The sequence below is a fragment of the Chitinophaga sp. LS1 genome (genome assembly GCF_034274695.1).
Classification (GTDB): Bacteria; Bacteroidota; Bacteroidia; order Chitinophagales; family Chitinophagaceae; genus Chitinophaga.
On sequence record NZ_CP128362.1, the window covers coordinates 1,011,043 to 1,025,219 of the forward strand.

The following is a 14,177-nucleotide window of genomic DNA, read 5'->3' on the forward strand; positions in this document are numbered from 1 at the left end:
GTAACGCTTTTTCTTATAAATAACAATGGCATTATCATTTAAAAAACCACATTATAAACTGAAAAAAATATTGAATTAGTTGCGTGTTTTTTCAACCTATATTCGTTAGCTTTAGATAGACAATTCCATTGTAGAAAAACCAAAACTCGCAACATGTCAATCTCATTTTACAATTTTGATCATTACATAGAAGCAAATGAAAAACGGGATACAGCAATAAGAACCGAATATGATAAAACGATTAGTCGGGTATCAAACATTTTAATTATTTATTCAGGCATATCTGCATTTCTGGTTTCAATTTGTAAAGATTTTTATTCTTTTCCATTTAATATCTGGTATTTCACTGCATTGATGTTATTTGGAATTCTCTTCCTGATATCATTTGTGTATGCAATTCGATTCTTATTTCCAATCGTTATTCCGTTTCTTTTGAGACCCCAAAGGTACTTTGGAGAATTACGATCAGAGCTTGAAGCGACCTTCTCTTCTAATGAGTCTGAGATTACAGATGATATAAAAGAGCAGATAAATCAACAAATAAAAAGCTCATATTTAGAGGAATTAAAAGGCTCTATTGATTTTAATAGTAAGGTAGTTATACGCAAACAAGGATATTACAACAAAGCATTAAAACATGCAATATTTTGCATATTCCCATTCATCATATGCATCATATTTTATTTAAGTCATAAATAAAAACCAACAAAATGAATAAAAAAAGTGAAAGAAGGATTTCAGATTTTAAACTGCAACCTGAATCTAAACCTAATGAAGGAACCATGTTCTTTGGTATTCCTGAAGACCAGCAGATAAAAGTAGAACTTGGGTTTATTAATTTCTGGACTGGCAAAATCACTCCGGGTAAGTTCATATTACCAAATGGGAAAGTAATATTAAATTACCCATATTAAAAAGAGCGCATTTGCTTTCGTGCAAATGCGCTCTTCTATAAACTAAACTATTACTCCCCTATCTTATCAATCACCCCATCTATTGTTGCAACAGCGTATCCACCTCCGGTACCACCCCTTCACTATCCACCATCAAATCATTATACTCAATCCTACTCGTCTCCGACAAATCCCTCCTCACATCCCCCTCTTTCATCCCCTTCACAAATTCCCCTTTCTGTATAATACAAATCGCCCCATACACATTATTCATACTCAACTGTACCCACACCTCTGCACCTCTATTCCTCAACACATACGTATTCAACTCAATCCCCCCGAACCCCACAGTAAATCCTCTCTCCTTATCATAAATCTCATCATCGCCCACTCTCTCCATCTCCGCCTTTGTTGGTATATCGGTACTTACTTTCACACCTCCCACACTCGTTATCATCTTATCATAACTCTTCTCCACCTTCGAAATACTAAACATTGCCGGTTTACTTTCCTCCCTCACCAACTCCGCCTTAAACGTCTTCCCTTCCACCGGCATCAATTTCCCATCAGCGAGAAAATATTCCTCACCTCTATCTTTCAACTTCACATTCCTATACTGATACCCCTTCGGCGCAGGGAAAAAAGGGAAATCCCCCAAATCTAAATTCGTCTTTGGCACCTTGCTCATATTAAATGCAGCACGTGCAACAGCAGGATAAGTCTCTGCAGTATCTGCAGCTACCATAGTATCTGTAACAGTGCTATCATTATGAACAATAGGTTGTTTATGCGGTTGGCAGGCTGGAAGTATATACAATAGAGGTAATAGCGCATAGAGATACCGTTTCATAGAATGCATATATTTGGCTGACATTAAACAACAATCATGCTAATAAAAGTTGGATAGCTAGGAAGACAAATATAATACGCTCATATTCAATATACAAGAGGCCAGCCAAAAAGATTCGGCTGACCTCCTGATTTATCGGGATTTTACATAATCTGGAACGATATTCCATCACACCACCACACTAGCCGGCGCCAGCTCATACCCTTCAAACGTAATCGACACAGCAGCCCTTCCCGCACACAACGATCTCAACGTATCCACATACCCAAACAACTCTGCCAACGGCACATCTGCAGTAATCACCTGCGCATTCCCTCTCATTTCCATATTCCTTATCATACCACGTCTTCTATTCATATCCCCCGTCACCACACCTGTATATTCCTCAGGCGTAGTCACCTCCACACTCATCACTGGCTCCAACAATCTTGGCCTTGCCTGCGCCGCCACACTCTTAAAACCAATAATCGCAGCATGTTCAAAATCCAGCGCATGAGAATCATTATCATGTATCACACCATCCAACAACCGCACCTTCATAGACTGCATCGGATACCCAGCCAAAACACCCGTCTTCATCGCCTCTTCAAAACCTTTCTGCACAGCAGGAATATATTCTCTGGGAATCGCACCACCCTTAATCTCATTCACAAACTCCAAACCAGCTAACCCATCCGCACGAGGTCCCAGTTCAAACTGAATCACCGCAAAACTACCACTACCACCATTCTGTTTCTTATACACTTCTTTGTGGATAACAGAAGATGTAAACACCTCCTTATAAGCAATCTGCGGTTGACCCTTACTCACTTCCAACTGATAATTCGTCGCTATCTTTTCAAGTACAACTTCCAGGTGCAACTCACCCATACCTTTCAGGATCGTCTGTCCGGAAGCCGCATCCACACTCACCTGCAATGTAGGATCTTCATCCACCAATCTTGCCAGCACCTCACCCAACCTGTTCGCATCTTTCGCCAGTTTCGCTTCCACCGCATAACCAATCATTGGCTCAGGGAAATGAATGCTTTCCAAAGAAACAGGATGTGCAGGATCAGACAGCGTATCACCCGTACGCACTTCTTTCAAACCTACTACCGCACCAATATCACCAGCACCAATTTCTTCCACGGCTTCAAACTTGTCAGACATAATACGCAGCAATCTGCTGACACGTACTTTCTTATTCGTACGACTATTCCACACCATGTCACCAGTACGCAACGCACCAGTATACACTCTTACCAAAGTCAACTTGCCGGCATACTCATCTGCCATGATCTTGAATGCTAACGCTGCCAACGGGCTTTCGATTATAGTAGGAGAATGACGTTCACTTTTTGCTGCCAACGGACTTTCACTTCCCGCAAGAGATTGACCTTCGCGTTCTGCTGAAAACGAACTTTCACTTCCCACAGAAGATCGACCTTCACCTTCTTCAGCCAATGGGCTTTCGACGTCCACAGGAGAAGGCAAATAACGCACCACCGCATCCAGCAAAGGCTGTACACCTTTATTCCGATACGCCGCCGCTGCCAACACAGGTATCAACACACGACTCAGCGTGGCCTTTCTGACAGCAGTAACTAAATCCTCATCCGTTACACTAGCCGGATCATCTGTGTACTTTTCAAAGATATGCTCATCAACCAATGACAGCTCTTCCAGTAATGTTTGCCTTGCCTGCAAAGCAGCCTGTTGCAAAGTAGCAGGTATCTCAGTAACCACAAACTGTTTACCATCATCACTATTCCACACATATGCCTCCATAGTGATCAGATCAATCACACCAGAGAAATTATCCTCTGCCCCAATCGGTATCTGCACCGGCACCGCATTCGCCTGCAACATATTTCTAATCTCCCGGACTACATGCTGGAAGTCCGCACCCTGTCTATCCATCTTATTGATGAGCACAATTCTCGGCACTCCATACTTATCCGCTTGTCTCCACACCGTTTCAGATTGTGGTTGTACACCGGACTTCGCACAGAACACCACGACACCACCATCCAACACGCGCAGTGAACGTTCTACTTCCGCCGTAAAGTCAATGTGACCAGGGGTATCGATCAGATTAATCTGATGATCTTGCCAATAAGTAGTAATGGCAGCAGAAGATATCGTGATACCACGTTTTTCTTCCTGCGGATCACTATCCATGACAGTATTCCCTTCATCGACACTACCTAATTTATGCGTCAAACCCGTGTAGAACAACATACGTTCAGTGACGGTAGTTTTACCAGCATCGACATGGGCCATGATTCCTATATTCCTATATTGAGATAAACGTTTCATAAAATAAATGTTAAAAAAAAGCGCCTCCCGTTTGGTAACGAGAGGCGCTTGCTATGTGCAAATGCATTCCCTGTTACCGGACTAGTCTGGTAATTACGATAATCAATAATTTAATTGTCAGGAGCATCATGCTGTAAATAATATAATTGCTAAAAGATTAATTTGACTCACGGGGGAGACAAGGCTTACTTGAAAAACAATAAAAGCGATTGTGGGAGTGTGTAGTAGATGATACAACATATCCGGGTGCAAGGCTGCCTCCCCGTCTTAAATAAAGACGATACAAGTACTGGCAATTACTGCCCTTATTATTGTACGATATGAGTTGTGAGTAAACATGGTGCAAATATATAAAGAATATCTATGAAAACAAAATCCACATAGGGGGGCATTGATTATCAATACCCTTAATTTTGTCGTAATTTACTGTTATGACTAAGGATCGGAAATCACCACATATACTAAATACCTCTACGAATTTGTTAGGCTTTTGCCTGATCGTATTGACATCTATCAAGGTAGCGCGGTTCAATCACGTCACGGTGATTGATGATGTAACAGGTATAGCGGCTATATTGCTGATGGCCAGCTGTTTGTTTTCCTTCCTATCCCTGCGTTCTTCCAGGCCACAGTGGAGTGAAAAATTGGAGACGGCAGCTGATTATATCTTTCTTGCCGCACTGGTGTGTATCAGCATCACCATTATTTTTGTATCCTTTAATTTATTGACTTAAGCTTAGTCTGCTTTATTAGCATCCACTATCATAAAGGTTACATCCTTAATTTATTGAAGTAAACTTATTCTTCATTATTGGCATCCATGATTTCATCATTTTCCACTTTCAACATAAAATAAGGGAATGCGGATTTCTTCTTTTGCAACAACACAACAAATGGCTTATCAAAAATAAGATTGGGTGGACGCTTCACTTCTCCTGAATCCAATGTAGCCGCAGCTACTCCCAATTCTGCAGCATCCACTACTTTCGCGCCTTCCTGATCCAATGTAAATGAGGTCTTCTGACGGGCGGTTTTTATTTTATAGCTCTGTCCTTTTGCCTTAAAATCAATTCCTTCCAGTTCCTTAAAGTGCTCTTCCTCCATAAATTTCAGTACCGGTATCTGCAATGAAGCATACTCCGTAATCGTCGTTCCCTTTCTGATGGCTCCCTGGATTTGCTGCAGGATGACATGTAGGTTAGCGCCCTTATTAAATCCCTTTGCCAATATCATATCTGAAGACTTATCCTTTGAATCTAAGTTCATGACAAAATGATCTTCATCTCTATAATAAATAAGGTGCGCTTCTCCAATGATTTCCGGATCATAATCTATCATACCAAATGCTTTCACTGGCTTACCATTAAAAGTAAATGGCTGATGCAGTGGTTGCATCGGCACTTCAAACCCTAAATCCTTTTGAAAATTAACCAGTAAAGTAATTTGCTCCCCATCTATCCTCACATCCTTTTTATACTCCTTAGGACCTAACAGATCCTCTGATAACGGACTATCATTCATCCACTTCACCGCCTTCGCCTTATTATTAATTGGCGCACCTACCTGTTTCCTCATCTCATTCCATGCCAATGTAAAACTCGCCGAAAACGCGATATTCTTACTCACATCCACCGGCGTCAGCATATTGGGAACAATCTGTGATCTCGAATAATATCTTGTTTTTTTACAGGCGATCATCAGCACCATGGCCGCCAGCAAATAGGGATATAAAGTTTTCATAACTCTAAGTTATAACAAAAATCGGCTACCTTTACCCTGATGGTCAACAGGGTCATATTTTTCATAGCCAGTCAAACGCACATTCTCGATCTCGCCGGACCTGTACAGGTGTTCTACGAGGCAGCAGAATATGGGCATCCCTATGAAATTATTTATCTCTCCGATCAACCGGAAAAAGCCTGCTCTTCAGGTTTGATGATTGGCCAGCTCCAACACATTAATGATATTACGATCCGGCAGGATGACATCATTTTTATTCCCGGGTTTCAGTTGCAGGCGGACAATCATGCACTCAGGGATTGGTTGATCCACATCGCTCACGCTGGCGCCACCCTTTGCTCAGTATGTACAGGTTCCTTTGCCCTGGCTGCCGCCGGTATTCTGAATGGACATGGTTGTACGACCCACTGGAAATATACCCAACGCCTGCAGGAGGAATATCCGGATACAAAGGTTTTCACTAACCGCCTCTTTGTAAAAAGTGGTAATATCTACACCAGCGCCGGCATTACCACAGGTATAGACCTGGCGCTTTTTATTATTGAAGAACGCCATGGTCCTGCTTTTGCCTGGCAACTGGCTGCTGAACTGGTGGTGTATATTCGCCGTGATGGCGACGATTCCCAACAAAGCGTCTATCTGCAATATCGCCGGCATATTAATAATCATATTCATCAGGTACAGGATTTTATCATTCATCATCTTGACCAGAAGCTATCTCTTGATACTTTAGCGGCGCAGGTGCATACTGGTTCACGGAATCTGACCAGGATGTTTAAAGCTGCAACCGGGATTACTATTGGGCAGTATATTGATAAACTGAGGGTGGAGAAAGCGGTTAATTTGTTAAAGGAGAAAAACAAGGTTACGATTGTGGCGCAGCAATGTGGGTTTAAAAGTGTGGTGCAGTTGAGGACGATGGTAAAAAAACATACAGGGGCGTTGCCGTCCAAGGTGTAATGAGGTTGTTAAGGTGGTCGTTAAAGTGAGTTGTTAAAGTGGGTCGTTAAAGTGAGCTGTTAAGTTGAGTTGTTAAGGTGGGTTGTTAAGGTGAGTTGTTAAGGTGAGTTGTTAAGATGAGTTGTTAAAGTGAGCTGTTAAGTTGAGTTGTTAAGGTGGGTTGTTAGGTGAGCTGTTAAGATGAGTTGTTAGGTGGGTTGTTAAGGTGAGCTGTTAAGTTGGCTTGTTAAGATGAAACGTAAAGATGGCTTTTAAAGATGTCCCGATTCTTTCCTTCCTTGTCCTTCTTCCTCCTTTTTTCACCTCCTACCTTTGTCCCATAAACTTACCGCCATTATGAAACGGATCATTTCAATCGTGCTTTTTACCATGTTGACCGCCTTTGCCAGCGCACAAACCTATATTTGCCCACCCTGCAATGGCCCCAGCTGTGACACCCTCACCTTCACCCAACCCGGCAAATGCCCCCACTGTGGCATGAAGCTGATTAAAAAAGGAGATGAAATCAAGAAACTAAACGTCTGCTTCTACCTCTACGACGGCATTGAAGTCCTGGACTTTGCAGGCCCACTGGAAGTATTTTCCTATGCAGGCTGCAATATCTATATCGTATCCAAGACGACTGACCCGCTTCATGCCCAGGGTGTACTCAAGGTATTACCTACCTACAGTATCGAAAATGCCCCTCCTGCGGATATCTTTGTCACCTTTGGAGGCAATGATGATGTAGCAACCAATGACCCGGAAGTGATTAAATGGATTCAATCCCGGATTCCCAATACCAAATACTTTATGTCCGTATGTACCGGTGCCTTTATCCTTGGCAAAGCCGGTATCCTGGATCATAAAACAGTGACTACTTTCCACAACAGCATTGAAAACCTGCGAAAAGCATTGCCAAACAGCACAGTACTGGCTGATAAACGTTTTGTAGAGGATGGAAATGTATTAACAACCGCAGGAATTTCTGCTGGTATAGATGGGGCACTGCACCTGGTAGAGAAATTACGTGGACATGATGTGGCTATACAGATAGCGAAACAAATGGAATATGATAAATGGGTGCCAGGCGAAGGACTGGTTGTAAAACAATAACAATTAAAATCTGGCTGTAAAGCAATAAAATTAGAATCTGGTTTTCTAAAACAACAAAAACCAGCATTATATCAAGGTCTTCCTTGCGCCATCAAGAACCGAAAAAAACGAGGCTGTATCTTAAGTAAGATACGGCCTCGTTTTTTCGGATACCTAATGGAGATAGGTAGTACTTTAAGCACTTCTGAGGAGGTTTATTTATTTTTGATACACGCTCGTTTTTTCAGGTCTGATAGAAACATCATTCAGATACCTGATGGAATCAACTATTCGTTTAAGTGATACTCAGGAGGTTTATTTATTATTGATACAACCTCTTACTTTATACTACGACTGCATCCGCATATTTATATTACAATAGCCATTATCCTGCAACTGCCTGCTTTACATTACAATCGTTTCTTTATACAGCAATCGCCGCCATTATCCAACAACTGCATGCTTTATACTGTAATCGTTTCTTTATACAGCAATCGCCACCATTATCCAACAACTGCATGCTTTATACTGTAATCGTTGCTTTATCCTGCTACTGACGCTCTCACACCGCAATCGCCTCCTTATTATACTTATTCCGATACTCCACCGGCGATAACCCCGTCTTCCTCTTAAATACAGTTCTAAACGCCTTATTATCCGCATACCCCACCTCACACATCACCTCATTAATATTTTTACGGCTGGTTTCAAACCCTTTTTTGGCAGCTTCTATCTTCACCCGTTGAATATATTCAGAAACCGTATTGCTGGTTGCCTTCTTAAATCTCCTTTCAAAACTCCTTCTCCCCATCGTACAAAGCGATGCCAATTGATCAACCGTGATCCGCTCCTGAAAGTTTTGCTCAATAAAATCCTGTGCCCGCTTAATATCATCATCCAGATGATCCCGCTGTCCGCGGAACATGATAAACGGCGACTGACTAAACCTGTCAATTTCAATAGCAAAGAACTTCGCGCAGAAGATCGCCATTTCCCGGTCAGTATATTTTTCTACCAGGTACAGGAGTAAATTCCAGAAAGAATTTGCCCCTCCGCTGGAATAAATCCCGTTCTCATCGGTGATAATCCTGTCAGATACCATTTCCACATCAGGAAACATTTTTCTGAACAGGTGCTCAGACTGCCAGTGGGTACTGCACTTCTTACCATCCAGCAAACCAGTGGCTGCCAGCAGAAAAGCGCCTACACATAGACTGGCAACTTCCGCTCCGCCTGCATACTGTGCCCTGATCCAGGGGAAGAAATCGCTGTTGGCGGCAATGACTTTGTCCATTTCCCCGTTTACAGCAGGGATAATGATCAGGTCAGTAGTGAAGTTATCCTGTATACTCAGATCCGGGGTTACTTTACAAAATCCATCATATACCATAGCATCGTGGGTCAGGCCTACCAGTTGGATAGTAAATAAAGGATCTTCTCCCCGGTCGGTCAGGAAGCGATTCACGTTAAAGAACATTTTATGTGTGCCTTCAATACAGCCCAGGGACGCGGCACCTCTGGGAATTAATATAGATATGTGTTTCATGGTTGTAGGTCATATTGTGCGAACCCTAAGTTACTGAAAAATGTAACTTAATGACCGATGCCGATCAACCGGGTTGATGGCATGGGCAAAATGCCATTCTATGACCAATACGAATGCCATTCACCGGGGAAGGCGTAGCAGGGCCCGGTACGACTCACTATTGAAATGATGTGGGTTTTATGCAACAAGTTCTCTTTTTACACCTTCTATTTCCATAATCAACTCCGCCCCATAGGCAGTAGCGGGTGTTTGATATCCTGATTTAAAATCCTTTTTTAATACTTTCTTTGTAATCAACAGCGCAGCCAACGCAGTCAATGTATAAGCTTCAGGCACCACCATATTTGCAGTAAGCACATCTCCTTTCGCATTACTCACTTGTGCCCAGATAAGCGCATTCGTTTTATCCCTCATTACCTGATCCGGCCCCGGTGATTGTCTTTTAACAATCGCATTGGCAATGCCACGTACAAATTGCGTCTTCAGCAACCAATTATAAGCACCTTGTCCTTTCAGGAAAAACCAGGCCGCTTTGTTTATATTAATATACGTCTCAATATTCGGTATACCTGTGGAAACATAAGCCGTACTCAAATCGCCCCATGGCAAACTCATTGTGAACAACTTCTTTTTCACCCCGGGGAATTGCACATACATCCCTTTTTTCCCTACAGGTTCTTCCACCAATCTTCCATCTATTCTTGACAAACCGGGTAGTCCCAATTTAAGCACGGTATTAATAGCTGTTCCTCTTGATAAAGCACTATTCAATATAGCAAATGCAATCTTCAACGAACGTGCATCCGGCATTTGTTGTTTCAACCATAGCGCAAGACAGTCGGTCGGTACCACATCATAACCTGCACCCGGCAGCAGCATCACACCACTATCGCGTGCCGCCTTATCATAAGTACGGATCATGTCATAAATAATCGCATCACCATTCAAATCCAGGTAATGCCTACCTTCGGTAATACATGCTTCGACGAGTTGCTTCGCTGTAAAGTCGTACGGTCCGGCAGCATTTACAACTACAGCGACCTCTTGCAAAGCCTTTTGCATAGCAGGTTTATCCTCCAATGCAAATACCCTGACAGGCAAGTTCAACGCTGCCCCCAATTTCTCCAATGCCGGTTTATTTCTACCAGCCAATATAGGTTGCAAACCAAATGCTGTCGCGTAGCGTGCTATTAATTCTCCGGTATAGCCATTTGCTCCATAGAGCAGGAATGTTTGATCCAACATGGGAGAAATGTACAAATATTCTTTGTTATACTCTCATATAATCACCCTGCCAATCTACAACTGCACGCTTAATCTGATCAGGTGAGAGGTTTTCCGCAATGGCTCTTTTTACCAGGTCAGGCAATTCTCCATCAGATGCGAACCTTAGGGCTAAGATCTGACCAAGGGAAAGATTCTTTTCTAATAGCTCAAACCGCTGGCCGGTGATAGTGAAGTATCTGAACCTTACTTCTAATCTGACGATCCTATCCTGGGTAGTAAGGGCGTAATGCTGTCTGAGCATGAAGCCGAGCCAACCGATGATGAGCAATAGGAGGGTAATGAATATCCATTCCCATGATGCATCCGGATGTTTAATGGCGAAGGAGATACTGCATATTATACCCACTAAAAGGACAGGGTAGAATACGAAGTGATGAGGTGGGTAGTACCGGATGTGGTTTTGATAGTTTTGTTTTTCCATGTGGTAAAAATAGAAAAGTCCTCTATTGAAGAGGACAATCTTAATAAAATTATATTATAATTCTTACTGCTAAATAGCCATGAATCTCCTCAAAGCACCGTTATTGGACAGGATATCAATTGCTTTATTTACTTCCTGCATTTTTTAGGTACAGGTATTTTACCTTTCAGCTTATTCAGCCGTTCACTTACAACCATGGTTACCTCACGATTGAATAACTCACTGTGAAATTTTAATACTTTTTCCTCTATATCAAATTTAAGCTTTTTTAATAAATAATGCATTGGCCAGAACAGCCCCTTCAAAAGGAACGATATCATTTTGATAATCCATCAATACACGAAACTTACGCACTCACCCTCACTACCCGGCTCTTCGAAGACCTCATTCAACTTACGCACTCACTCTCACTACCCGCCTCTTCGAAGACCTCATCCAACTCACGCACTCACCCTCGACGGCGCCACCCCATACGCCTTCTTAAACACAAACGAAAAATGTGACAAATCCTTAAACCCAACTTCCAAATACACATCTGTAGACTTCCATCCCTTCTCCTTTATCAAATAATACGCATCCTCCAATCGCTTCTGCTGCAACCACTTCCCGGGTGTAGTATGAAACACCTTTTCAAAATCCCGCTTAAATGTCGCCAAACTCCGCCCTGCCAAATACGCAAACCTGCTAATATCCACATTAAATTTATAATGCTCATTCATATACGCCTCCAGGTCTATCTTCCCTGGCGCACTAAAATCAAACAACAAATTCTTCAACTCAGGCTTCAATTGCAATAACAACATTGCTGCCTCCTTCACCTTCATCATTGTCAACATGGGATTATGCACTCCCTCCCCATCTATATAAGGCTGCAATGAATCTCTATAATGTGTCAATAGCTGATGCTCTGGCAAATGGAAATTCTTCTCACCACGAAAAATGCCATCCGCTTTCAAGCCCATTTCCTGACTTAAACTATGTAATAACTCCTGATCCATCCTAATCCCCACTGTCTTAAAATCACCTCCTCCAACTGGTGGAATCTTTACAAACTTCGCCAGCTGATTTCTTGCAAAGAACCTGAAATCACCTTCTTTAAACACATAATGCACTCCATCTAAATACACCTCCTGCGTACCCGCGACTACATAACCCAACGAATGTTCTCCAATGAAATTCTCACCCTCTCTACTCACGTGATGGTAACAAGACACCAGTATTCTATCCTTTTCTAACATAAGTTACAATTAAATTTCGGCAGGAATTTCACTTCCTGCCGGTCATTCCTGTTCATTATTTCAAGCGTTATTCTGATCTGTTCATTCTCTGAACATAGCTATCAGCCTTACTTAATGCTTCTATCTATCTTACTCATTCATTCTCAAATTACAGCCAATAGCCTTACTCATTATTCCAACCCATTCAACCTCTCATTCTCTCAAAGCCACCAACCTTCCTCATTCCTCCAACCCACACTATCCAGCATTCCCTAATTACTGTTCTCCCCCTTTCTCTCCTCCAATCCACACAAACGCTCATTGCTGCTAACGTTGGCCCCATTCCACTTCATCTCTCAATCCCGAATAATCGTCTTCGGCTCCACATACTCCTCCAATCCAAAGGTACCATATTCTCTCCCTATCCCTGATTGTTTAAACCCACCAAACGGCGCCATCGGATCATGCTGCAAGCTATTCACCATCACTCTCCCTGCTACTATCTGCTCCGCCACCTTCCTCGCCCTCTCTTCATTCGTACTACTCACATACGCCGCCAATCCATATGTCGTATCATTCGCCATCGCTATTGCCTCTTCCTCTGTTTTATATGTCAATACTGAAATCACCGGTCCAAAGATTTCCTCCCTCGCTATCCGCATATCAGGCGTCACATTTGTAAACACTGTTGGTTTTACAAAGTTACCACCTTCCAATCCTTCCGGATGCCCTGTTCCACCAGCTAATACCTCAGCACCCTGCTCTATGCCTAATTGAATATAAGACTGTACCCGCTCATATTGCTTTACACTTACCATAGGCCCGATGGCAGTACCGGCATCTGCAGGATCACCCACCTTCACATTCGCCACCTCCTCTTTCAACAATGCCTTCACTTCATCCAAACGCGCCTCCGGCACCAACAATCTCGTACCCGCTATACATGCCTGTCCGCTATTCATAAAACCTGCGGCCACCGCCATCGGAATCGCCTTTGAAAAATCAGCATCATCAAGTATGATATTAGGAGATTTACCACCCAACTCCAACGTCACTCTCTTCATTGTATCCACTGCTCCTCTGGCGATCGTCTTTCCCACAGCTGTTGAACCGGTAAAAGAGATCTTCGCCACATCCGGATGACGTGTCAACTCAGCGCCTACTACATTGCCCAGTCCATTCACCACATTGTAAATCCCTGCGGGCAAACCCGCTTCATGAAATGCTTCCAGCACCACCTGTGTTTGCAATGCACTCATTTCACTTGGTTTAATCACCACTGTACAACCAGCAGATATTGCAGTCGCCAGCTTTCCACAAATGAAGTTCGCATTTGCATTCCATGGTGTAATGATCCCTACCACACCCAACGGCTCCATTCTCACTACTGACCGACCCACCTTTCTCTCAAATTCAAAATCAAATAATACCTCCTGTGCATGCAAAAAAGCGGCCAGCGCCATCTCTGTACTTGCCCTGGCACGGGATACCGGCGCACCGTATTCCTGGATAGTAGCTGCAGTCAGATCATCAATACGCAAAGCAAGCGCATCGTGTAATTTTTGCAGGTATTTAATACGAGTCTGCCTCGAAGAAATAGAAAACGTCTTAAATGCTTCCTTTGCACTTGCTATCGCCAGCTGTGTATCTGTTTCATCACCCAGTCTTACCTGACCAATGAACGCATTTGTAGCTGGATTAATCAGCTCAAACATTTCCTGTCCATGTGGAGTCACAAATGCCCCGTTGATATAAATTTTATCTATCGTTTTCATAATTGATATTTTGATAGATCAAAGGTAGGGAGAGAAGGGGTCACGCTGTTTTGTTCTAAAGCTCAAATTACTTTGTTATAAGGATCAGGTTACATAGTATAATCAATTAAAGT

The 14,177-nt window shown here is 42.7% G+C and carries 13 protein-coding genes; 5 read left to right on the forward strand and 8 right to left on the reverse strand.

The window, feature by feature from the left end; all coding sequences use genetic code 11:
• The first annotated feature begins 153 nt into the window (after positions 1-153).
• Positions 154-699: a hypothetical protein gene (locus QQL36_RS04110; RefSeq protein ID WP_321569027.1), complete on the forward strand. Its 546-nt coding sequence runs from the start codon at positions 154-156 to the stop codon at positions 697-699.
• Between the two features lie 11 nt (positions 700-710).
• Positions 711-914, forward strand: a complete 204-nt coding sequence (locus QQL36_RS04115) for a hypothetical protein (RefSeq protein WP_321569028.1) — start codon at positions 711-713, stop codon at positions 912-914.
• Positions 915-993: 79 nt separating this feature from the next.
• On the opposite strand, the gene QQL36_RS04120 is transcribed toward QQL36_RS04115, so the two are convergent.
• Both QQL36_RS04120 and QQL36_RS04125 read right to left on the reverse strand, forming a co-directional pair.
• On the reverse strand, positions 994-1,743 hold the full coding sequence (locus tag QQL36_RS04120) for a hypothetical protein (protein WP_143709026.1): 750 nt from the start codon (positions 1,741-1,743) through the stop codon (positions 994-996).
• 168 nt (positions 1,744-1,911) lie between these two features.
• A complete protein-coding gene (locus tag QQL36_RS04125; RefSeq protein WP_321569029.1) occupies positions 1,912-4,044 on the reverse strand; it encodes an elongation factor G in 2,133 nt (710 codons plus the stop codon).
• A gap of 431 nt (positions 4,045-4,475) precedes the next feature.
• Between QQL36_RS04125 and QQL36_RS04130 the strand changes: the two genes are divergently transcribed.
• Entirely contained in the window at positions 4,476-4,778 is a 303-nt protein-coding gene (locus tag QQL36_RS04130; protein ID WP_083727317.1) for a hypothetical protein, read from the forward strand.
• A gap of 64 nt (positions 4,779-4,842) precedes the next feature.
• Here the strand turns inward: QQL36_RS04130 and QQL36_RS04135 are convergent, their stop codons facing one another.
• The gene (locus tag QQL36_RS04135; RefSeq protein ID WP_321569030.1) at positions 4,843-5,784 is read right to left on the reverse strand and encodes a hypothetical protein; all 942 of its coding nucleotides are present in this window, start codon (positions 5,782-5,784) and stop codon (positions 4,843-4,845) included.
• A gap of 39 nt (positions 5,785-5,823) precedes the next feature.
• Here QQL36_RS04135 and QQL36_RS04140 point away from each other — a divergent pair, with 39 nt between their 5' ends.
• Together QQL36_RS04140 and QQL36_RS04145 are read left to right on the forward strand one after the other, a co-directional pair.
• A complete protein-coding gene (locus QQL36_RS04140) occupies positions 5,824-6,744 on the forward strand; it encodes a GlxA family transcriptional regulator (RefSeq protein ID WP_321569031.1) in 921 nt (306 codons plus the stop codon).
• Between the two features lie 336 nt (positions 6,745-7,080).
• On the forward strand, positions 7,081-7,839 hold the full coding sequence (locus QQL36_RS04145) for a DJ-1/PfpI family protein (RefSeq protein WP_321569032.1): 759 nt from the start codon (positions 7,081-7,083) through the stop codon (positions 7,837-7,839).
• A 541-nt stretch (positions 7,840-8,380) separates the two neighbouring features.
• Here QQL36_RS04145 and QQL36_RS04150 read toward each other — a convergent pair.
• The 5 genes from QQL36_RS04150 to QQL36_RS04170 all read right to left on the reverse strand — a co-directional run bounded on the left by QQL36_RS04150 (position 8,381) and on the right by QQL36_RS04170 (position 14,064).
• Positions 8,381-9,364: a GlxA family transcriptional regulator gene (locus QQL36_RS04150; protein WP_321569033.1), complete on the reverse strand. Its 984-nt coding sequence runs from the start codon at positions 9,362-9,364 to the stop codon at positions 8,381-8,383.
• Between the two features lie 177 nt (positions 9,365-9,541).
• Positions 9,542-10,609: a saccharopine dehydrogenase family protein gene (locus tag QQL36_RS04155; protein WP_321569034.1), complete on the reverse strand. Its 1,068-nt coding sequence runs from the start codon at positions 10,607-10,609 to the stop codon at positions 9,542-9,544.
• Between the two features lie 25 nt (positions 10,610-10,634).
• Positions 10,635-11,072 (reverse strand): DUF6526 family protein, encoded by a 438-nt coding sequence (locus QQL36_RS04160; RefSeq protein WP_321569035.1) that lies wholly within the window; start codon positions 11,070-11,072, stop codon positions 10,635-10,637.
• 440 nt (positions 11,073-11,512) lie between these two features.
• Positions 11,513-12,310, reverse strand: coding sequence for an AraC family transcriptional regulator (locus QQL36_RS04165; RefSeq protein ID WP_321569036.1), 798 nt, complete (start codon positions 12,308-12,310; stop codon positions 11,513-11,515).
• 335 nt (positions 12,311-12,645) lie between these two features.
• The gene (locus QQL36_RS04170; RefSeq protein ID WP_321569037.1) at positions 12,646-14,064 is read right to left on the reverse strand and encodes an aldehyde dehydrogenase family protein; all 1,419 of its coding nucleotides are present in this window, start codon (positions 14,062-14,064) and stop codon (positions 12,646-12,648) included.
• Between the last annotated feature and the right edge of the window lie 113 nt (positions 14,065-14,177).